16 protein-coding genes and 1 pseudogene are annotated in these 20,420 nt (G+C 50.8%); 6 read left to right on the top strand and 11 right to left on the bottom strand.

Annotated features, from left to right (window positions below; translation table 11 throughout):
- Positions 1-122: 122 nt before the first annotated feature.
- A complete protein-coding gene (gene fhuB / locus OHJ21_RS21165) occupies positions 123-2,228 on the bottom strand; it encodes a Fe(3+)-hydroxamate ABC transporter permease FhuB (RefSeq protein ID WP_100539622.1) in 2,106 nt (701 codons plus the stop codon).
- A complete protein-coding gene (locus OHJ21_RS21160) occupies positions 2,225-3,259 on the bottom strand; it encodes an ABC transporter substrate-binding protein (protein WP_100539621.1) in 1,035 nt (344 codons plus the stop codon). Before OHJ21_RS21160 ends, fhuB begins: the two co-directional genes overlap by 4 nt.
- A gap of 315 nt (positions 3,260-3,574) precedes the next feature.
- Between OHJ21_RS21160 and OHJ21_RS21155 the strand changes: the two genes are divergently transcribed.
- Positions 3,575-3,793: a helix-hairpin-helix domain-containing protein gene (locus OHJ21_RS21155; protein WP_100539620.1), complete on the top strand. Its 219-nt coding sequence runs from the start codon at positions 3,575-3,577 to the stop codon at positions 3,791-3,793.
- 110 nt (positions 3,794-3,903) lie between these two features.
- Here the strand turns inward: OHJ21_RS21155 and OHJ21_RS21150 are convergent, their stop codons facing one another.
- Entirely contained in the window at positions 3,904-5,673 is a 1,770-nt protein-coding gene (locus OHJ21_RS21150; protein ID WP_100539619.1) for an oleate hydratase, read from the bottom strand.
- Positions 5,674-5,785: 112 nt separating this feature from the next.
- The gene (locus tag OHJ21_RS21145) at positions 5,786-6,352 is read right to left on the bottom strand and encodes a TetR-like C-terminal domain-containing protein (protein WP_100539618.1); all 567 of its coding nucleotides are present in this window, start codon (positions 6,350-6,352) and stop codon (positions 5,786-5,788) included.
- Between the two features lie 402 nt (positions 6,353-6,754).
- Between OHJ21_RS21145 and OHJ21_RS21140 the strand changes: the two genes are divergently transcribed.
- The 3 genes from OHJ21_RS21140 (at position 6,755) to OHJ21_RS21130 (ending at position 9,949) form a co-directional block, all read left to right on the top strand.
- Positions 6,755-8,275, top strand: coding sequence for a flavocytochrome c (locus tag OHJ21_RS21140; protein ID WP_100539617.1), 1,521 nt, complete (start codon positions 6,755-6,757; stop codon positions 8,273-8,275).
- A 121-nt stretch (positions 8,276-8,396) separates the two neighbouring features.
- The gene (locus OHJ21_RS21135) at positions 8,397-8,708 is read left to right on the top strand and encodes an ArsR/SmtB family transcription factor (protein WP_100539616.1); all 312 of its coding nucleotides are present in this window, start codon (positions 8,397-8,399) and stop codon (positions 8,706-8,708) included.
- A 116-nt stretch (positions 8,709-8,824) separates the two neighbouring features.
- Positions 8,825-9,949 carry an NADH:flavin oxidoreductase gene (locus tag OHJ21_RS21130; protein WP_100539615.1) on the top strand — a complete coding sequence of 375 codons (1,125 nt, stop codon included), beginning with the start codon at positions 8,825-8,827 and terminating at the stop codon, positions 9,947-9,949.
- 396 nt (positions 9,950-10,345) lie between these two features.
- Here the strand turns inward: OHJ21_RS21130 and aroC are convergent, their stop codons facing one another.
- Positions 10,346-11,404: a chorismate synthase gene (gene aroC / locus OHJ21_RS21125; RefSeq protein ID WP_486021089.1), complete on the bottom strand. Its 1,059-nt coding sequence runs from the start codon at positions 11,402-11,404 to the stop codon at positions 10,346-10,348.
- A 110-nt stretch (positions 11,405-11,514) separates the two neighbouring features.
- On the opposite strand from aroC, the gene OHJ21_RS21120 reads away from it, so the two are divergent.
- Positions 11,515-12,399, top strand: coding sequence for a LysR family transcriptional regulator (locus tag OHJ21_RS21120; RefSeq protein WP_100539613.1), 885 nt, complete (start codon positions 11,515-11,517; stop codon positions 12,397-12,399).
- Between the two features lie 166 nt (positions 12,400-12,565).
- Here the strand turns inward: OHJ21_RS21120 and OHJ21_RS21115 are convergent, their stop codons facing one another.
- From OHJ21_RS21115 to OHJ21_RS21100, 4 genes are all read right to left on the bottom strand, one after another.
- Positions 12,566-14,821 carry an FAD-dependent oxidoreductase gene (locus OHJ21_RS21115; protein ID WP_486021088.1) on the bottom strand — a complete coding sequence of 752 codons (2,256 nt, stop codon included), beginning with the start codon at positions 14,819-14,821 and terminating at the stop codon, positions 12,566-12,568.
- A gap of 52 nt (positions 14,822-14,873) precedes the next feature.
- Positions 14,874-15,701, bottom strand: a complete 828-nt coding sequence (locus tag OHJ21_RS21110) for a carbohydrate ABC transporter permease (protein ID WP_100539611.1) — start codon at positions 15,699-15,701, stop codon at positions 14,874-14,876.
- Between the two features lie 12 nt (positions 15,702-15,713).
- Complete coding sequence (locus tag OHJ21_RS21105; protein ID WP_100539610.1) at positions 15,714-16,595, bottom strand: carbohydrate ABC transporter permease; 882 nt, start codon at positions 16,593-16,595, stop codon at positions 15,714-15,716.
- Positions 16,596-16,676: 81 nt separating this feature from the next.
- The gene (locus OHJ21_RS21100) at positions 16,677-17,009 is read right to left on the bottom strand and encodes a histidine kinase (RefSeq protein ID WP_486021303.1); all 333 of its coding nucleotides are present in this window, start codon (positions 17,007-17,009) and stop codon (positions 16,677-16,679) included.
- On the opposite strand from OHJ21_RS21100, the gene OHJ21_RS21095 reads away from it, so the two are divergent.
- Positions 16,977-17,120: a hypothetical protein gene (locus OHJ21_RS21095; RefSeq protein WP_486021321.1), complete on the top strand. Its 144-nt coding sequence runs from the start codon at positions 16,977-16,979 to the stop codon at positions 17,118-17,120. The two genes, OHJ21_RS21100 and OHJ21_RS21095, sit on opposite strands and share 33 nt — an antisense overlap.
- Positions 17,121-17,680: 560 nt before the next feature.
- Here OHJ21_RS21095 and OHJ21_RS21090 read toward each other — a convergent pair.
- Positions 17,681-18,255, bottom strand: a pseudogene (locus OHJ21_RS21090) (sensor domain-containing protein).
- 479 nt (positions 18,256-18,734) lie between these two features.
- The gene (locus OHJ21_RS21085) at positions 18,735-20,075 is read right to left on the bottom strand and encodes an erythromycin esterase family protein (RefSeq protein ID WP_100539609.1); all 1,341 of its coding nucleotides are present in this window, start codon (positions 20,073-20,075) and stop codon (positions 18,735-18,737) included.
- Positions 20,076-20,420 lie beyond the last annotated feature (345 nt).

Below are 20,420 nucleotides of genomic sequence, written 5' to 3'. Positions count from 1 at the left end.
CCAGAAGAAGCCAAGCAAGTCAAATCTGATAAATCACCGATTGAGTACAAAAAAAGGCTATCCCATGTCACCTCTCTTGGCGACTATGGAATAGCCTTTTTGGATAGTTCAACACACGACGGTTATTTCTTTTTCAGTTTATTGGTTTTCCCCATCAAATATAACAGGTACGGCGCACCCAGAAGCGCGGTCACGATACCCGAAGGCAGCTCCTTCGGAATCATGACCACCCTCCCGATCCAGTCTGCCCCAGCCAGCAAAATTCCGCCGAGCAGCGCAGCGATGACCATCGATTGCCGATGGCGGGCCCCAACCAGCATTCTGGCGGCATGCGGCGCAAGCAGTCCGATAAAGCCGACCGAGCCGACATTGGCTGCGGCGATCGAAGCCAACAGCACCGCAATGATGGCGACATACATCCGGGTATTCCGTACATGAAGGCCAAGACCGGTGGAGCTTTCTTCGCTGAACGTCAACAGATCTACCTTCCGTCCGAGCCATGCCGCCAAAGGCAGCAGGATGAGAATCGCCGGAACAATCCGCTGCACCTCCGTCCAGCCCCGGTTATACGTGCTTCCCGCCATCCAGGATAATGCCGGCGCTACGTCGACCTTGGCATGAATGATCATCAGATTGATGATGGCGGAACCTAGCGCGGCGACGGCAATGCCGACCAGCGTAAGAATCGTCGGATGAAGTCCTCTTTTCCAGGACACCGCGTATACCAGCGCGGCTGCAGCCAACCCTCCGAGAACCGCACCGGCCGGTACCCAGCCAGCCGACAATTGCGGAAAGCCGATCATCAGGAGCAGTGCGCCCGCACCAGCTCCGCTGGTTACCCCGATCACCTGGGGATCCCCCAGCGGGTTGCGGACCGCATTCTGCAGGAGACTGCCGCTAACGGCCAGCGCCATGCCGGACAAGCCGGCTGTGAGCAGCCTCGGCAGGCGGAACTCCAGCAGAATTTGGCGATACATCGCCTCGCCGCCTCCGGTAAGCACAGCCAGCACTTCCGTGAAGGGAATGCGCAGACTGCCGCTCATCAGGCTGAATACCCAGACCAGCACCAGCAGCACGCTGAACAGCGTTACCAAGACCGGGTACGGAATTCGGCGCAGGCTTGTGCCCGCCATGATCGATCCGCCGGAAGACCCGCGCCCTCCAATCAACGAGCGGGATACCCGCATGGCCAGCCAGATGAGGCACGGGGCTCCGATCATGGCCGTAATGGCCCCGACCGGAAGCTCACCGTAGGCGTTTATGAACATTCTGGCCACCGTATCGGCCCCGACGAGCAGAGCCGAGCCCCATAAGGCAGCCAGGGGAATTAACCCCGCATGCCGGACCACCCCGGATAGGCGGACCAAATGGGGAGCGACCAGCCCGATAAAGCCGATCGGACCGACCACGCTCACGGTCACGCAGGCCAGCACAATGGCTGCCCCCATCGCAAGCAAGCGGGTGGTGCCGACTTTTTGACCAAGGGAACGTGCAGACTCTTCATTAAGAGTCAGAATGTCCCACTGACGTACCGCCAAACACAGCACGATCAATCCGCCAATGATCCACGGCCATGAAAAAGCTACGCCATCCCAGTCATTCTGAATAAGCGAGCCGGAGCCCCACAGAAAAATCCCCTGGGTCGTTTGCTGGTTCAGCAGCACCAGCGCACTTGTAACGGAGGATAAAACCAAGGTGACAATCATCCCGGATAATGCAATCCGCAAGGGTGAACCTTGCGTTTTTCCCGCCAGCGCATAGACGGCGACAGCCGCCAGTGTTCCCCCTGCCACAGCCAAAGGAAGGGCATACTGATGCAGCAGTCCCGGCCAGAAGATCATCCCCGCCACAACGGCCAAATAAGCGCCGGCATTCACGCCAAGCGTCGTCTCCGATGCGAGCGGGTTGCGCGTGACGGTCTGCATAAGCACACCCGACACCGCCAAGGCGGCGCCCGATAATAGGCCCATCACCGTTCGGGGAAGGCGCACGCTGCGGATGAGATGATGGTCTGCAATATCCTGCGGAGACACCAAGGCCTGCACCACCGTTTTGACGGATATATCCGCTAGCCCTTGCGTCAAGCTGATAAACGTGAGAAATAGTAGAGCTACAAGGCCTCCAGCCAGCATCCATAACGGCTTCCAGCCCCTACCTGAGGAAACGGGTGGGGCTGGATGGATGCTCACCGGCGCGGAGCCCTGTGCCAGTTTCCTGCCGAGACTCATTTTGTGAGCAGATCAGCTGTCTTCTGGGCCATGGTTTGGGCAGACAATGGGCCGCCGTATGGCCACATGTCACCGCCAAGCGCATACACGCGGTCTTCTTTAACAAAGTTCAAACCTTTCCATACCGGATTGTCCTTCAATTGGTTCTCGATGACGTTATCGCTATCCTGAATAATATGCAGGAAATTGGCATCCTGAAGAGCCGGCAGCGACTCTACGTCCGCAGTGGTGAATCCGTACACCTCAAATTGATTGGGCTTATGGGCGTTGGTCAGCCCGATGTGCTCCAAAATTTTGACCGCCAGGGAATTGTCCGTCGAAATCCGGAACGTCACCGCATTCTGGTTGCTGTAAGCCATCGCGAGTGCAAACGGCTTTTCTGTCATGCCCGCAGCTTCAAGCTTGGCTTTGGCATCGGCATAGGTTTGATCCAGATCGCTAAGCACTTTCGCGGCTTCGTCTTTTTTGCCAAGCACGTCAGCGATCGTATTGAAGGTATTAACCATCTCTTCATATTGATCCCCTTGTCCCTCGACCGGATAAGGGTCAAACACCAAGGTAGGCGCGATGCTGTTATAAGTTTCATAGCCGGCTTCAAGATTCGATTTCAAACCGATGATCAGGTCCGGCTTCAAGGAAGCGATAAGCTCCAGGTTCGGCTCTTGACGAGTGCCGACATCGGTCACGTCCGAACCGATCTCCACCGGAATGTTTACCCACTGGTTCATCCCCTCAATATCTGCAATGCCGACAGGCTGAACGCCGAGCGCAAGGACATCCTCCGCGTAAAGCCATTCCAGCGACACGATACGCTTCGGAACGCCCGTAATTTTCGTCTCGCCCAGGGCGTGCTTGATGGTTCGGGTCTCCGGCGTGGCTTCGGTGTTATCCCCGCTCTGGGCGGCCCCTTGATCCGAATTCTGTGCTGCGGTGGAGCCGCCTCCCTCATTGGATGCCGCGCCCCCGCCACAACCGGCTAAAACCAAAGCAAATATCAATACGATAAACACGAGCCCCTTCATACTGCGCATTGAATTTCTCCCCCTCTTACCCTCTATGTATTGTAGATATTGTTTATTAATAATAATTATTGAGAACAATTATCATTATCAACACTCAGCACAATGATAATTATTCTCATTAAGAATGTCAATAGAATTTATGAAGATTGTCTGAACCATCCATGAATCTGTCGATCTATCATGAACATAGGATTTAAACTTTACAGAACATTTGATGTATACCATAATCTTACTGATTATTCCTACAGATTCAGCCTCTACTATTCATTCATTCTTGTGCCTTGTATCCGCATTAACAAAATAACCGAAAAGAGAGGGATCCCCATGCGTGAAAAAATCCCCGCTCCTACTGCAGAGAGCGACTTTCCCGTTAAGGCCGGCAAACCTGCACGGCAAGCCCTTATCGTTGCAGGCTATCGTCAGCTTGCCGACCTCACCCAAGCATCCGAGAAAGAGCTGCTGGCGCTTCACGGCGTAGGACCCAAAGCGATCAGAATACTGCGCGAAGCCCTTGCCGAGAAGGGCCTAGCCTTCAAAGAATAAATAAACACGGCTCAAGTTCTTCATGTAGAATAAAGCAGCGCACCAATCCTGGGATTGGTGCGCTCATTGATGTTCCATATTCCATATCATCTTTGACATTGGGACTTCGACTAAATGATGTTATACCGTTTCAGTAAATCTTCGATGACGGTTCCGGAGACTTTTTTCAAAGCCTGCTTTTCTATTAAGTTCATGATCAACGGAAGCTTCAAATCGGTTAGCTTTTTACCATCCATCATTTTGGAAGTGGAGTCCAGCAGTACACGGACATCGTAGCAGGAGCCAAATACTTCAGGCACGCCGCGGTCCACATTTAATAAGGTGTACACGGCTTCCATTGCCGTTCTGACCGAATATTCGGTTGTAAATACGGTGTCGCGAACCGTGTCGGCAAACTGCCCGATAAAAGCGAAGTTGACGCAACCGTCCGGAACTACTTTCGGCCGGTCTCCTGCTGTTCTCGGCATGAAGAATGCCGTAATATAAGGCATCATGGTGGGGATGCAGCGTGCAGAGTTCGCAGCCATGTCAGGAATTTCATGAACAGGCACACCCAGATGGTACAGCCACTCCATCGTAATTTCCTCGCCTGTGCATTCTCTCATCGGCTTCTTGACATAATCGCCCGGAACATCAGTGAATAAACCGTATACCCATACCACAAGCTGATCTTTTGGCTGCTCTTTGAAATGCGGTTGGCGATTTAACGTATAACTCATCATCCACTTGGAATCCTTTACGGACACGATGCCGCCTGTAACGACCTTTCCGCTGAACGGGTCGCGTTTACATACTTTCTCGATATAAGGCGGGATTCTGTCATCAAGTGTCGTAACGGTTGCCGATTCCCAGTTCGTCGCTTCCGTATTCGTGCAGAATTTATCGGGACGCCCAAAGGATGGATCCTGCCTGGCGATATTTCTCCAGAGCTCCCAGCAGCCGCCTGCGGAACGATTGAATGCAGCCGCGCGGTGATGGTCGCCTGAAGCGGAATTTTCCGTGCAGCTGCCGTTTGTTACAAACACCAAATCATCTTCCGTCAAATCGATATATTCCTCTTTGCCGCCACGGAGACATACGATTTGCTTGGCAACCTTCTGATTGCCTTGAATATCAAATACGACATTCGTAACCGTCGTATCATATTGGAAATGAACGCCATGCGCCTGCAAATATTTCATCATGGGCAGAATCAATGACTCATATTGGTTATACTTCGTAAATTTCAACGCTGAAAAATCAGGCAGTCCGCCAATATGGTGAATGAATCTTTGAATGTAAAGCTTCATCTCCAAGGCGCTGTGCCAATCTTCAAAGGCAAACATCGTTCTCCAGTAAAGCCAGAAATTCGAGGCAAAGAAATCCTCCGTGAATACATCGGTAATTTTCTTATCATACAAATCTTCGTTTCGAGTAAAGAATAACTTCACGATTTCCAGCGAAGCTTTTTCGCTCAGAGCGAATTTCCCATCCGTATGGGCATCCTCGCCCCGGTTAACCGTGGCTCTCATTAGAGAGTAGTTCGGATCCTTCTTGTTCAGCCAGTAAAACTCGTCCAAAACCGATGCGCCTTCAATTTCAAGAGACGGAATGGAACGGAACAAATCCCACAAGCATTCAAAATGATCTTCCATTTCCCGACCACCGCGAATAATAAAACCTTTATCGCTGTCATGAATTCCGTCGCAGGCACCTCCGGGAAGACTAAGCTCCTCCAGAATGTGGACCCGCTCTCCCTTCATTTGGCCGTCGCGCACGAGGAAGCACGCAGCTGCCAGAGAGCCTAAACCGGCTCCAACCAGATACGCTGATTTTTTGTCGACATCGACCGGTTTTTCCGGGCGGGCAAACGCTTCATAATTTCCATTGCTATAATACATTCCCGTCACCTCCGAATTGATTCTAGCAACTACATCATAAAAAAATATTCGGAGGTCTCCCATAGACAATGTCCGCCTAATGTCGAAACTTTCGACACAAGGCTAATATTGTCTAATGAGAGTGGTGCAATTTAAACTTTTCCAGCGCGAAAAAGATATCGCCTTGAATCAAAATGCTCAGCCGGTCCACAATCGCAGAGGGCTCTTCCTTCATCCCTTTAGCAATCCAATCCAGCATCAGCCCTACAAACGCATATTTATAAAAGTCAGCGATAAACGACTTATCCTCATCCCTGATCGACATCGTAACGGCCTTTTCCTCAATAACCCCTATCAAAAGATGATACGTTACGTTAAATAGGTACCTTTCCAGCTGCTCTCGTTTAATAGAATGATAGACGCTCGTCACAAACGCCTTGTTTTTTAGCACATACTCAAATATTTGCAATAGGCCCTGCTGCCACGTGTCATACGTTTTCTTGCCATCCAGCGCTATGGTAGCCTCGCTTGTGCAAATCCACTCCACAAGATCATAAATATCCCTGAAATGATAATAAAACGTCTGCCGATTCACTTCACAGTCCTCGACAACATCAATGACGGTAATCTTATCAAGCGTTTTTTTCTCAAGCATTTTTTTTAGCGATAGGGCAAGCGCTTTTTTTGTTGTTTGTGCCATAAAACTCCTCCAATCCAGAGCGTAATCATTCACAAAGGCCATTAGTCAGACGATACACCTTCATTATAAAGGAACTCAACGCGAAAAAGCGGTGACCCTATGAAGGCAAATAGATTGGGAATGCGCAGAAGTCGAGAAAATCGCAACCCGATGGCATCGTTGTAAATAAAAATTAAGTTTATATTGTGAAATAATTCACCACTTAATTAACAGCCCTATATTAAAATGAAGTGGACCTAACGAGGCTGACGGAGGGAGGCAACCGGGGAAGATCTGAGATTCGAAGAATAAAGGCCACGCTCGCATACCCTTTCGTTTCTCGTTTTTCTACGTTAAACCTCCTTTTTCGTTTGACTCTTTATGGTCAACTAAATAGATACAGAGAAAGTGGAGGGCTACACAGTGAAAAAGAAGGTTGCAGCAACGCTTATACTCATTCTCTCTTTCATGCTCACCATCGCGGGATGCGGCGGCGGGACCCAGGATCAGAGTCAGGACAACGCCAAAAAAGAAGAAGCCCCAGATACGGCCGTTTCGGGTGCGTCCCAAACCAGGTATACGCCGATCGATCAGCTAAAAGAAAAGTATGATATCATCATCGTCGGTGCAGGCGGAGCCGGTATGTCTGCTGCCCTTGAGGCAAAAGAAAAAGGCATGAACCCGGTCATTTTTGAAAAAATGCCGATTGCCGGCGGGAATACCATAAAATCATCCTCGGGCATGAATGCTTCCGAAACCAAGTTCCAACAAGAGCAAGGCATTAAGGACAGCAACGATTTATTTTATGAAGAGACTTTAAAGGGCGGTCATGGAACCAACGACAAAGACATGCTTCGTTTCTTCGTTGATCATTCGGCAAGCGCAATCGATTGGCTGGATTCCATCGGGATTCGGTTGAACAATATCACCATTACGGGCGGCATGAACGAAAAGCGCACGCACCGTCCTGAGGACGGCTCGGCGGTAGGACAATACCTTGTCAACGGTCTGGTGAAAAATGTACAAGAACAAGAAATTCCGCTATTCGTCAACGCCAAGGTAACGGATATTACGGAAAAAGAGGGCAAAGCAAACGGCGTCAAAGTCATCTTCAACGGGAAAGACGAGAAATCTATTGCAGCGGATGCCGTCGTTGTGACAACCGGCGGTTTCGGAGCCAACATGGACATGATCTCCGAAGTTCGGTCCGAGCTGAAAGGTTACGTGACCACCAATCAAGAAGGCAGCACCGGTGACGGCATTACCATGATTGAAAAACTCGGCGGCACTACGGTCGATATGGATCAAATCCAGGTTCACCCTACGGTTCAGCAGGAGAAATCTTATCTTATCGGGGAAGCCGTTCGGGGAGAAGGGGCCATCCTCGTTTCCAGCCAAGGCAAACGTTTCACAAACGAGCTGGATACTCGGGATAACGTCACCGCCGCCATCCATAAGCTTCCTGAAAAATCGGCTTATCTTGTGTTCGATTCCGGTGTAAAATCCCGCGTCAAAGCCATTCAGCAATATGAAAAAATGGGCTTTGTTATTCAGGGCGATACCATCGAGGCCTTGGCCAAAGAAATGGATGTTCCGGCCGATCAGCTCCAAGCTACCCTGGATACATGGAACAGCTCGGTTAAGGATAAAGAAGATGCCGAATTCGGCAGAACGACAGGCATGGATAACGAATTGTCCGGCGCACCGTACTATGCCATCCAAATCGCCCCCGGTATTCACTACACCATGGGCGGCGTAAAAATCAACACGAACACGGAAGTGTTGAACAAAGACGGCAAGCCAATTCCCGGATTGTTCGCAGCTGGCGAACTAACAGGTGGATTGCACGGTCAAAATCGAATTGGCGGTAACTCCGTTGCCGAGATCATTATTTTCGGCCGCCAAGCCGGCATTAAATCGGCTGAATTTGTAGGAGCACGGTAAGCTGTAGCCGGCATCTTTCATTCGGCAAAACAACAAACGCTCGGTCTCGTCCTGATCCTCCGGTAGCCATCATTTTCAAAAACCATATTTACATTTCTATAAAAATAGATATAATAAGCGTATGGATACCTTACAAACCATCAAAGCACTATCAAACGAGTCCCGATTTAAAATCCTGGAGTGGCTGAAACATCCGGAGGTACATTTTGATCCGCAGGATCACATGCCTTCCAAATGTGATTTTCAGGGCGGTATCTGCGTGGGCTCCATTTCAGAAAAAACAGGACTCGCTCAGTCGGTCGTTTCTGGCTACCTCGTCAAATTGCAAAAGGCTGGTCTACTGGAATCCCATCGAGCGGGCCAGTGGACGTATTACAGACGTAATGAGGAGGGCATTCAGCGTTTTATCGAACAACTCAAGGAAGAGCTTTAAGCTTAAAAAGCAAATCAACCTGAAGATTAGGCTTAAAAGCTCTTTCTTTTTATCATATATATCTATTTTTATGAAAATACAGAAAAGCATATTAAACATATTGGAGGATTCCATACATGAGCAACCAAAATCAAAGCGTCCGATCTACCGCATCCCTATTCGAGCCCTATACCATCGGTAACCTTACCCTTCCTTCCCGCGTGGTGATGGCTCCCATGACCCGAGGCTTCTCCCCGAATGGCGTTCCGGGCCCGGATGTGGCCGCTTACTACCGCCGGCGTGCGGAGAACGGCGTCGGATTGATCATTACCGAAGGAACGCTGATTAACCACCCGGCGGCTACCGATAACCCTAATATACCTAATTTCCATGGAGAGGCCGCATTGAACGGCTGGGCTGAGGTGGTCCGTCAGGTCCATGAAGCCGGCGGTAAGATCATGCCGCAAATTTGGCACATCGGCATGACAAGACCAATAGGAGCCGAGCCAAATCCGGAAGCACTTCCGATCGGACCATCCGGACTTGACCTGGACGGCAACATCGTCACGAAACCGATGACCAAGGATGAAATCGAGCAGGTTATTCAAGCCTATGCCGATGCGGCTGCGAATGCCAAACGCCTTGGCTTTGACGGCGTAGAAATTCATGGTGCCCACGGATACCTGATCGACCAATTCCTCTGGGAAAGAACGAATCAGCGTACCGATGAATACGGAGGCGACATGCTGAAGCGTGCCCGCTTTGCGATCGAAGTGGTAAAAGCAGTCCGTCAAGCAGTGGGTCCTGACTTCCCTGTTGCCATCCGCCTATCCCAATGGAAGACGACCCAATATGAAGCCAAGCTGGCGGATACGCCTGAAAAGCTGGGACAGTTGTTAACCGCGCTGTCTGACGCTGGTGTCGATATATTCCACTGCTCCACCCGCCGCTTCTGGGAGCCTGAATTCGAAGGTTCTGACCTGAACTTTGCTGGGTGGGCCAAGAAACTGACTGGAAAAACGGTCATCACCGTCGGTTCTGTCGGCCTCGATGAAGTGTTTACCAGCCTCTTCACCCAAGGTAAGGGTGCCGGCCAGAGGGACCTCGGGGAGCTGCTGAGCCGCCTTGAGGAACATGAATTTGACCTGGTTGCCGTAGGTCGTGCCCTGCTGGCCGATCCGGAGTGGGCGGCTAAAGTTCGAGACGGACGTTTCGACGAGTTGGCACCATTCACGCCGGACTCCTTGAAAACCCTGGTTTAATGCGATATCAGTCCTCCCCCCTGGACTTAAAGCCGCATTGAATCTTTAAATATAAGAAAAACGTCTATCGACGTACTTTCACAATAGACAGACCGCATTTAGTGGAAGTTTTTCATGCGAGATAAGGATGCTAAGCCTCGGATGATTATACTTACTTATCTCTTAAATCAAAAACCGGAAGAAAGACTTCAGTCTTCTTCCGGTTTTTTTGCTGTATAGTAACTAGCTCTTACCGCTGACTTGGAAGACAGGCCGCTCATGGAACGGCCCCTGCCAGCTCAATTCAACGGACCGTTCCGAAGAATCAACGTGGCAAATGTATCGTCCAAAATAACGATGGCTGAGATGACGACACTGCTGGTGCTCTCGGGCCGGCTTCATCCATACTGTTCAGTGCTATTCGTCCCGCAAGGCGGCTTGACGCTTGTAATGATCCTCGAGGACCATGCAAGCCATCGCTTCAATCACGGGTACGACGCGGGGACAGATGCATGGATCGTGCCTGCCGATCGTCTCAATCTCCCGTTCGTTGCCGTCTACATCGACCGTCTGTTGAGGGATAGAAATGGATGAAGTCGGCTTTACGACGACTCGGAACACGATGTCCGCCCCGGTGCTGATACCACCGATGATCCCGCCGGCATGGTTCGTCTTGAACCCTCCCGCGTCCATCTGATCGTTGTGTTCGCTTCCCCGCATAGAGGCCGCTTGGAAGCCAGCCCCGAATTCAATGCCCTTAATCGCGCCGACAGACAACATCGCCTTCGCCAACTCGGCATCAAGCTTGTCGAATACGGGTTCCCCCAGTCCCGCCGCAATGCCGCTAATTCGGCATTCGACAATCCCCCCGCAGCTGTCGCCCTCTTCGGCCAGTCGTTCTATCCTCTCGATCATGCGAACGGCCGCTTCGGGATCACACGCGCGAACGGCATTCCGTTCGATAGCATCGGCGTCAAATTGCTCGCATCGGATGCCGCCAATCTCCGTCGTATAAGCCATGATGGAGACGCCCCGACGTTCCAAAAGCCTGCGCGCCACGGCTCCGGCTGCCACTCGCGCAGCCGTCTCCCTTCCCGAAGCTCTTCCGCTGCCGCGATAGTCGCGGATGCTGTATTTTTTCTCATACGTGAAATCCGCATGCCCGGGCCGGTAGGTTGATTTGATTGTATCGTAAGCCGACGGGCGCATGTCGGTGTTGTTAAGCATAATGCACAGGGGCGTCCCGGTCGTTCGCCCCTCGAAAAGACCAGATAAAATGCGGATCTTATCGTATTCCTTGCGAGGAGTCGTAACGGAGGACTGCCCGGGCCTTCTTCGATCCATCTGAATCTGAATATAGGTCTCGTCCAGCTCTACACCCGGCGTGACACCCTCCAAAATGACGCCTACCGCTTCTCCGTGTGATTCCCCGAACGTAGTCATTTTCAACCGCTCTCCAAACGTACTTCCTGCCATGTCCATTACCTCCCGAAAACTTTCGATTCCTTCTCCTTCAGTTTAAAGGTATATTTGAAATAAATGAAATCGCAATATTGAAGAGTTGCCATAGAGAGGATTGATAACATATGATCGCAAACACGGAATGGTATCGAGTGTTCCTACATGCTGCAGAGACTTCCAATCTGACGAAGGCTGCGCAAAACCTCCATATGACACAGCCTTCGGTGAGTTATGCCATCAAGCAGTTGGAAGAAGCGCTCGGTGTGGGGCTGTTCGACCGGTTATCCAAGGGCGTCCGCTTGACGCAAGAAGGTCAGGCCTTGTATCAGCATGTCCGGCAAGCTTTCGAAGAACTTGATTCAGCCGAGCGCCGCTTGAAGAAGCTGAAGCAGTTCGGCGAAGGCAGGCTGAGGATCGGCGCGAACGGAGCTATCGTTAAGGACTTTCTCCTCTCCCTGCTCGACCGATTCCATGCCCGCTATCCCGACATCCGCATTCAGCTGTCACAGGAACGAACAAGCAGCATCGTGGAGCGCTTAAAGAAAGGATCGTTGGATCTCGGCTTTGTTCACCTTCCCGTATCGGACGAGGAAATCCATATCATCGACTCCCGTACCTCGCCTTATTGCGCCGTGGTCGGAGCGGCCTTCGCAGATTGGACCCGCAGGCCTCTACGGACGGAAGAATTGACGGAGCTTCCCCTCCTGTTGCTATCCCCTGGCAGCTCGACGCGGTCCTTCATCGAAGGATGGTTCCGATCGCAAGGGGTAGAAGTGGAAGCCGATTTCGAGTTAAACAGCCTAGACATGTTAGCGGAATTTGCCGAGCGCGGTTATGGAACAGCCTTCTTGCCGCGGGCCTTTGTCGCGTCTCGTATCTCGGACGGTTCCTTGCTAGAGCTTCGGACAGAGACGCCGTTACCGGATCGATATATCGGTGTCGCTGTTCAGAAGCAGGTGTCGCCCTCGCTGGCTGCAGGAGCTTTTTTGGAGATGCTGCAGCAGAATTGACGATTTTCCGCCCTACATTCCCCAACTGAACAAGGCAGCCGGATGAACGGCTGCCTTTGCTTCGTTTGTATCGACTAACGGTTTAGCAGATATAAGATAGCTCCTCATCAAATCCTGTCCAGGCTGGCACCCGTTGAATACACAAGCAGCTGTTAGCTTTGAAAAACTAACCGTAAGCCCTCACTTCGATAACCTCGGCATAATCCGAGCCGTTCGTGCGCTCCACCGTCAATCGAAGCGCCGCGCATAGAACGGGTTCCTCCAAACGGTGGACTCTCCTCCGGCGGCGGTTAAATGCCTCAGAGGCAAGCGTGATCCAATTTCCTTCCGAATCCAACGCTTCTAGTCTGTAGGCACGGACCAGCTCAGGAATGATGTCGAACGGCGTACGATGATGGTGCAGATTGATCAGATCCTCGTTAACATCATCGTTGAAGATCAGGTGAATCTCGCGGACCGTCTGCACTTCCCCCCATTCCAGCTTCAACCAAGGCGTCTCCCCGTCTGCGATTCGCTCCGATACCCACATATGCGGACCGCCGAACGGACGTTTATAGCCGTCAATGACATGCTCCGGAAGATACGCCCTCGAGTCGATCGCCGATCTCAGGCAGAACAGCTTGCGGACCAGCCCCTTCATGCTCCATTCCACTACCGGCTGACTGTCATCATGGTCTTCCAGCTCCTTGGAGACGCGGGCTGGCGTCCCCCGTTCGAAGGAAAGCAGCCCGCTCATCGGCTTAGACGACAAATACAGCGTCAGAACCGGATTTTTGCGCACGATGATCAAGGCGTTTTGCGGCTCTCCCGGCTGCCAATCCAGCGGGACGGGGACCCACTGTCCCAGCCCCGGCATGACGCGGACAGAGGTGCGGAATTCCAACGCGGCCGGCACGTAATTCTCTGGACGTCCCGTGCTCCAAACCTCCACCGTCATGTCGGTCTCCTGCTCCGCATCCACCAGCCATGCCACCTCGCCCGCCAGCCCCGGCTCGGCCGGCATCAGCACGGCGATATCCCGCTCCAGCGGATAGGGCGCCTCCGCCTCCTCGATCGCGATCCTGGACAGGTGGGACGATGCACTGACCTTGGCGCTTTGGGCCAGATCCAGCGGATCGCGGTTTACTGCCCCGAGTACGGAGGCATCCTGCTTCAGCAGCGTCTGCTGAAGCTCCCCGCTCCGGCTGCGCGACAGCTCCCGCGGCGTGATGCCGTGCTGGACGCACAGCGCCGCAGCCGTGCCGGCCGCTTCGCCCAGGACGGCGCAGGTCGCCATCACCCGCGTGGTGCCAAAGGCCACATGGGTGGCGCTGATGTTGCGCCCGGCGAACAGCAGGTTGGTCACGTTTGCCGAATACAGGCTGCGGTACGGGATATGGTAATTCCCGTCCGCATGCATATGCTTCGAGCCGCTCTCTTCGGCGTACATGCCCTGCGGCGGATGCAGATCGATCGACCAGCCGCCGAAGGCCACCCGGTCCCCGAACGGCTCTTGGGCCATAATATCGTTCTGCGTGAGCACATAGTCGCCGACAAACCGGCGGTATTCCCGCTTGCCCGGCTGGGCGCCGACCCACTCCAGCGTCATATTGGCGGCATCGAATTTGCCGGAATTTTTGATATAGTCCCATATGCCGTAAATGACCGACCACAGCTCATCGCGGATCCGCTCATTGTCATGCACGGTGTCGAGCTCCCCGCCCCATTCGATCCACCAGTAATGGCAGCCCGAGTCGCCGCTGCGGATGACCCGCTTGATCGGGATCGGCGTCTGCGTAATATCCTTCGCAAAAACGGGCGGCACGAATTTCACCGGATGTCCGGCGTCCTTGGTGTAGAACAGCAGCGTGCTGCCGAGCGTCACATCGTCCGCCGTTTCCGGCGCCCATTCCTCCCCGTATTCGCTGCGGGCTTCCCGCCCGAGCCGGTATTTCGCTCCCGCCAGGAAGCCGACCAGCCCGTCCCCCGTGCAATCCAGGAACACGGGACTCTCAAACCGGATGCGCCGCTCCGAGCCCATCATCCAACCGGTAACCGATCGGATCTGCCGCGCGTCAGAATCACCATCCGCTTCTACCTCATGCACGTCCGTATTCAAGAACAGGGTGATGTTCGGCTCGGCCCGCACGGTCTCCAATACGATCAAATCCCATAGATACGGATTGCCGTCCGGATTCCGGTACTGGTTCTCCACGAACATCTCGCCCATAATGCCGGTTTCCCGGGCATAGCGGTTGATCCCGTGAGCCGTCGCGCCGCATACCCATACGCGCACCTCGCTGCTGGAGTTACCGCCCAGAACCGGGCGGTTCTGCACGAGCGCTACCTTTTGTCCGAGTCTGGCGGCGGCCACCGCCGCGCATACCCCTGCCAAACCGCCTCCAATCACCGTAATGTCGCTTACTGCCGTTTCGTTTCTCATGCTCCGACTCCTTTCATTTTCGTCCAGCCCATCTGTGGACCTGGATTATGGGCTATCCTTTAACAGCCGAGCTTGCCACGCCCTGAATGATATATTTCTGACCGATCAGGAACACGAGAATCATCGGAATAATGCCTGCGGTCGCCGCCGCCATCATGCCGTTATAATCCACCGTATTTTCGAGGATGAAATTTTGCAGTCCCAGCGGAACGGTATACAGATCCTGATCGATCAAAAACACCAAGGCATTCTCGTAATCGTTCCAATGCCAGGAGAAATCGATAATGGCCAGCGTGGCCAGCGAAGGCTTTGCCATCGGCAGAATGATCCGCGAAAAAATGCGGAAATGCCCTGCTCCGTCGATAAAGGCAGCTTCCGAAATTTCATAAGGCACGGAGAGGAAGAACTGCCGCATCATGAACACCCCGAATATCGTAAATACGCCCGGTAATATAAGAGCCCAATGCGTGTTATAAATGCCGACCCAGTCGAACATGATGAACTTCGGCACAAACAGCACCTGAGGAGGGACCATCATCATCGACAAATAGATCATGAACAGGGCATTCCGTCCCTTGAACTCGATCCGAGCAAAACCGTAAGCGGCTAAAGCGGACAGCAGTACCGCTCCAACGGTGCTGATCAAGGCGACTTTAAGTGAGTTCAGGTAGTAGTGGCCAAAACTGTTCGCTCCGGTCCACACTTTCACATGATGATCCCACATGAATTGGGCGGGAATCCACTGAATCGGATATTGGAACACTTCCGCCGGCATCTTGAACGAGGTGCTGATCATCCAGAGGAAAGGAACGATCATAATCACGCTGAAGAACAGCATAATGAGCGTAATGATTATTTTAGTATAAAAGGCTTTGGTCATATTCCTTCCTCCTTAATAGTGAACCCAGCGCTTCTGACCGATCCATTGGATGACGGTGAAGATCATGATGATCAAGAACAGCGCCCACGAGATCGCGGATGCATAACCCATTTCGTAGTAGCGGAAGGCGTTCTGGTAAATGAACAGGGACAGCACGGTGGTGCTGTTGCCCGGGCCTCCTTGCGTAATGGCTTGAATGATCCCGAACTGCTTGATGGTCATGATGAGCCCGGTGATCAGCAGAAGGAAGGTTGTAGGGCTGACGAGCGGCCAGAGAATGGTGCGAACCGTCTGCCAGGCGCGAGCCCCGTCGATTTTGGCGGCCTCCAGCAGTTCCGTTGAGACCTCCTGCAGCGCGGCCAGGTAGATGATCATGTTATAACCGAGCATGAACCAGATCCAGATGATGTCGACGGCATACATGGAGGAATCCATGGTGGACAGCCATCCCGGGGGATTCGTCATCCCGAACGACTTGAGGATTCCGTTGATCGGCCCGTTATTCGGGTGGAACAGCAGCATCCATACGAAGGCCACGGCGACGCCGCTGGTGATGTAAGGCATGAAATATAAAGCGCGGAGCAGCTTTTTTAAATACACCGAGCGGTTCAGTACCACGGCGACGATGAAAGCCAGTCCGATCGATATCGGCACGGATAACAGAAAGAACAGCGTATTTTTGATCGAAATGTAGAAGACCTCGTCGCCCAGCATTTTTTGAATGTTGGCCAGGCCTACGAACTTCGTCTCCGAGCTCATAAATTTGTAGTCCGTAAACATGAGATAGAACGAATACAAGGCCGGCACAATAAAAAACAGCATCACGCCGACCATGTTTGGCCCTATAAACAGATAGCCGAGATACTGCTGCCGTTTCATCCAGGATGTTTTCACATAGCCCCACTCCTCTTGGTCTTTTTCATCTCAAGCATAGCAGTCGGGACCGAGCGGGGATAAGGAACAAAACCTTCGAATTTATGCTACAGAAGTATGCAATTGCAGTGCCGGGGCCGTTTGGTCGCTTCGTAGATTTGTTCTATGTTCATATGCAAAAAGGGGACCTCCCCGAAGCGATAGTCCCCTTCTATGATTTTCTGTGACTTGGAGAAAGGATGACCGAGCATTAACGCCGCGGGAGCTTGAAATTTTACAGTTCGTGTCCAAAGGGCTGCGATATAAAAGCATTGCTCCCTGGCTTTTTGCACCGCTTGTTCCTGTATCCGTTGCCATCTGAGGACGCAACGTTTCCAATCCCATAATGAGCGAAGTGTAGGCATGACCGACGGTATCATGAAGCTCTTTGGACAGCCGGCTACGCTCTTCGGCAAGCGTAATACGCTCGATTTGGGACAGGTACTGCTCCAACACCGCATTTTGCTAACGGATCGTTTCGCCTTGACGATGATTGAGCACGAGTAAATGGAAGGAGAATCCGAAGATATATGCCATCCCGATGTGAACGGCCATGACCCAGTATTACTCTGCTCTGCAAGCTGCTTGATTATGGCGGGCAGGAGCAATATGGATATAGGCCCTGACCAGAGATAGGCCCTTTGCGCGCTGTGGGCAGCAATGAAGAAAGCATACAGCAGGAATGCTAAGTAGGCTTGCGGAAAAAATGAAGCCAGATACAAACACAATCCGCCCGAGATCACGATTTCGGTAAACAGGTAGTATTTATAATCGAGCTGCAAGCAAAACCATGGAACGGAAAAAGCAATCAGCTGCCATAGTACAAGGACCACAATCGGCAGCGTGAAATATTGTTGCAGACCTATGGTCGTAAACGCGAGAGAAATGCTGAATATCAGGCGGATTATAAACATGAGCCAGTCGTACCAGTACCATTGCTTGACCAAATCGAACAAAACCATCATCCCCTAAAGACTTTCAGTATGACATTACGTAACTATTATAAAGTAAACTGCTATAGAGTAAACTATCCTCCGACGACCTACGAGGCGAAGCGGGGCATTCGCCTACCGGTTCACATGCTTGATCATTTGAAGCGTGTAGCCGCCTATCCAGCGCGCCAAGCGGTCCGCAAGCCAGTAGCTCACCATCATCAGTACGACCCCTGTGGCCGATACCATCACGGCTTTGGCAAACGTGTCTACCGTCGCACCCATAAAGGAAAGGTTGATAAACGGATAGAGGAACGGGACCGCAATCAATACAGGCGGCGCCACGTAGAGCAAGGTCGCACTGATCAGACTTAAAATCCCTACCGGAAACTTCAACATCAGCCAGCCAATAGCGATCCAGTTACGTCGGTTCAGCAACTCCTTTTTCGCTTGGAGCCAGTTGGACACATTCGGGTTGACGGCTTTAACACAAGGATCGGTGGTGATATCCACATAGATCTTGGTTTGTACTCGTTCGAATTGCAGGAAGGCAGTTGTCGTTCGCAAAACGTTAGCCAGGAGAGGAACGCCCACGACAGTAAACGACAGACTCAACCCCAGAATAATGGCAACCAGATAAAAGCAGATGTGACGAAAGTAAGCAACAGGAAATAGCCGTTTTGAACAAAACGAGCGACAGTTCTTGCTATCAAAGAGTTCACATCCTTTGCAAGTAGTAAACGTATCCTACTGCTTTTGATGTCAAATCTGCCAGTGTCATAATGTCATATGACACAAAATGAACGGAGCGTGAGCGCGCTTTTTCAAGTTTTTCGAGGGAAACGGCGTCGACAACGATCTGGTAATTTGTTAACTTATACAAGCCTGATTTTGTAAACTTCCGATTTGCCGGTCACGCTCCGCTTTGTTCCTACAAGATCGGCGACGCATAAATTTGGAAAGATAAGGTACAAATAAGAACTGGCAATTTTCCAGATCCCGCAAAGAAAACTTCAATGGTTTTTGACAAGAGCATTCATCTTTAAAACAAAAAAAGCCGCAACTAAGCGACTTTTAAGCATACATGTTCTTGTCTCTATACAAATCAATAAATCCAAGGACTTGATCGTGGACTAGTCTTTTTCTTTTGCTTCTTCAAAACTCATCCATTTGTACTTTAATTAAGATTTTATTGATTCAGTTGAGATGGCTTCACTTTCTGAATTTGAACGATGATGTCAAATGTTTTACCTAATGATACATCAACAGTTGTTGGGAAATCTGGACCTACCGTTGTTACTCCAGCAAAGATGGGATGTTGCTCGTTTAGCCAAGTTTTAGTCATTCCGCTTGCCTTACGTAAATCAACAAAAAACTGGTCGTATTTTACTTGTCCAAAGGTATAGTTGAAACTATTCGGGTCATCTAATTTTAATGTTCCATAGGCACCGAATTCTTGGTTAATGTTGTAAACATTGTAACGTCCTTTATAGACAGATGTTCCAATGGATACATACCGTTTTCCATAATGTTCTGCTAAATGCTGCCCAGCTACTTTAGGGTACACGAATGGGATCATATTTGTTTTCGAAACGTGCCCATTATGGCCCCACACGATTGTTTTTCCAATATGTTCTTCTGTCCATTTCGCATTCTCATACATGGCAATATCGTGTTTCAAATAAAAGTCTTCCAGGTTATCAGGAAATGCGGCTGTCATTGTCGTAAATTGCTCGATAATACGGGCATTTTGTTTGATCCATGCGAACTCTGGGGATTTTCCATTCAGTTTATTTTTATTTTGCTCTAATAAAGCGCTGATTTGTTTCGCATCTGAAACATATCGTGCTTTCGTTTCTTTCTCAAGACCGCCAAAGGTATCTAAATCCTTGGTTACAGGAATAAGGCCTTTCATCTTTTGTTCGAAACGAATGACAAGTTTCGGATCGTATTTCTTTACATACGCGAGGATATTGTTATAAACACTCTTGTCTACGGTTTGTATATCCATGCCAATAATCCGTATTTTGGATTTATGCTTTGGATCCGCATTATATTGGCGTATCGATTGAAGCAGATCTATGATTTCTTTTGTGTTAAATACAGGACTTAGATATTGGCTTGGGTCCCCTTTTCCCGTAAGAACATAACGATCGAGTCCTAAAGCTTTATCCCATCCCTCTTCTAACACTAAGGCCTTAAAGCCCATTTCAGCTGTCAAATACTTAACCATGCGATGTTTCATGGCAAAAACTTCGTGAGCTCCATGCATCGCTTCGCCTAAACCAACAATTGTCGCTGATCCGATCATATCCTTAAGCGGTCTTAAATCCTGAAGCGATGCTGTTGAATCCGTTGTCTTTAATGGTTTTGCATTGTCTTCTAACCATTTTATCTGTTCAGCTTTTTGATTTGAGTTGTAGGGAGCTGTAACAGAAGCACCTACTATTGGAGTTGCATTAGTACTTCCCGTAAAACTAGTCAGTGTGATCATCGAAGCAGCAATGGCTATAACCATTTTCTTTTTCATAAAATCCTCTCCTTAAATACTTTGTCATTTGGTTTGATGAGATATATTCTAGTTCCCAGAACTCTTCTGTATCCTACTGCACTCGTTGTCATGTGTAACAGTGTCAAAATGTCATATGACACGCCTTCCCAAAGAAGTGATCAACCATACTGTGGGAGATCAAGCCGTTCGCTCATTGCTAGGACTGCCGGAATGAAACATGAGGACGAGCTTTATCCAATCACATCACTAAGGAGTGTGATATCAATGAAATGGACCTCTCCCCGTAAGCTTAATAAAAAGGCGTCTGCTGCCTCGATGAAATCATATCGGGAATGTTATCAACATAAATATAAAAAGCCGCAT

The organism is Virgibacillus sp. LDC1 (assembly GCF_025792345.1).
Lineage (GTDB): Bacteria > Bacillota > Bacilli > Paenibacillales > Paenibacillaceae > Paenibacillus_AQ > Paenibacillus_AQ lautus.
Note: the sequence above shows the minus strand (reverse complement) of the source record. Positions and strands in the feature narration are given on the sequence as shown.

Coding starts and splice junctions, on each gene's coding strand:
- OHJ21_RS21120 (WP_100539613.1), top strand. CDS start 11,515: ATGATCGCAAACACGGAATGGTATCGAGTGTTCCTACATGCTGCAGAG.
- OHJ21_RS21130 (WP_100539615.1), top strand. CDS start 8,825: ATGAGCAACCAAAATCAAAGCGTCCGATCTACCGCATCCCTATTCGAG.
- aroC (WP_486021089.1), bottom strand. CDS start 11,404: ATGGCAGGAAGTACGTTTGGAGAGCGGTTGAAAATGACTACGTTCGGG.
- OHJ21_RS21145 (WP_100539618.1), bottom strand. CDS start 6,352: ATGGCACAAACAACAAAAAAAGCGCTTGCCCTATCGCTAAAAAAAATG.
- OHJ21_RS21160 (WP_100539621.1), bottom strand. CDS start 3,259: ATGCGCAGTATGAAGGGGCTCGTGTTTATCGTATTGATATTTGCTTTG.
- OHJ21_RS21110 (WP_100539611.1), bottom strand. CDS start 15,701: ATGACCAAAGCCTTTTATACTAAAATAATCATTACGCTCATTATGCTG.
- OHJ21_RS21135 (WP_100539616.1), top strand. CDS start 8,397: ATGGATACCTTACAAACCATCAAAGCACTATCAAACGAGTCCCGATTT.
- OHJ21_RS21150 (WP_100539619.1), bottom strand. CDS start 5,673: ATGTATTATAGCAATGGAAATTATGAAGCGTTTGCCCGCCCGGAAAAA.
- fhuB (WP_100539622.1), bottom strand. CDS start 2,228: ATGAGTCTCGGCAGGAAACTGGCACAGGGCTCCGCGCCGGTGAGCATC.
- OHJ21_RS21085 (WP_100539609.1), bottom strand. CDS start 20,075: ATGAAAAAGAAAATGGTTATAGCCATTGCTGCTTCGATGATCACACTG.
- OHJ21_RS21115 (WP_486021088.1), bottom strand. CDS start 14,821: ATGAGAAACGAAACGGCAGTAAGCGACATTACGGTGATTGGAGGCGGT.
- OHJ21_RS21155 (WP_100539620.1), top strand. CDS start 3,575: ATGCGTGAAAAAATCCCCGCTCCTACTGCAGAGAGCGACTTTCCCGTT.
- OHJ21_RS21095 (WP_486021321.1), top strand. CDS start 16,977: ATGACCGACGGTATCATGAAGCTCTTTGGACAGCCGGCTACGCTCTTC.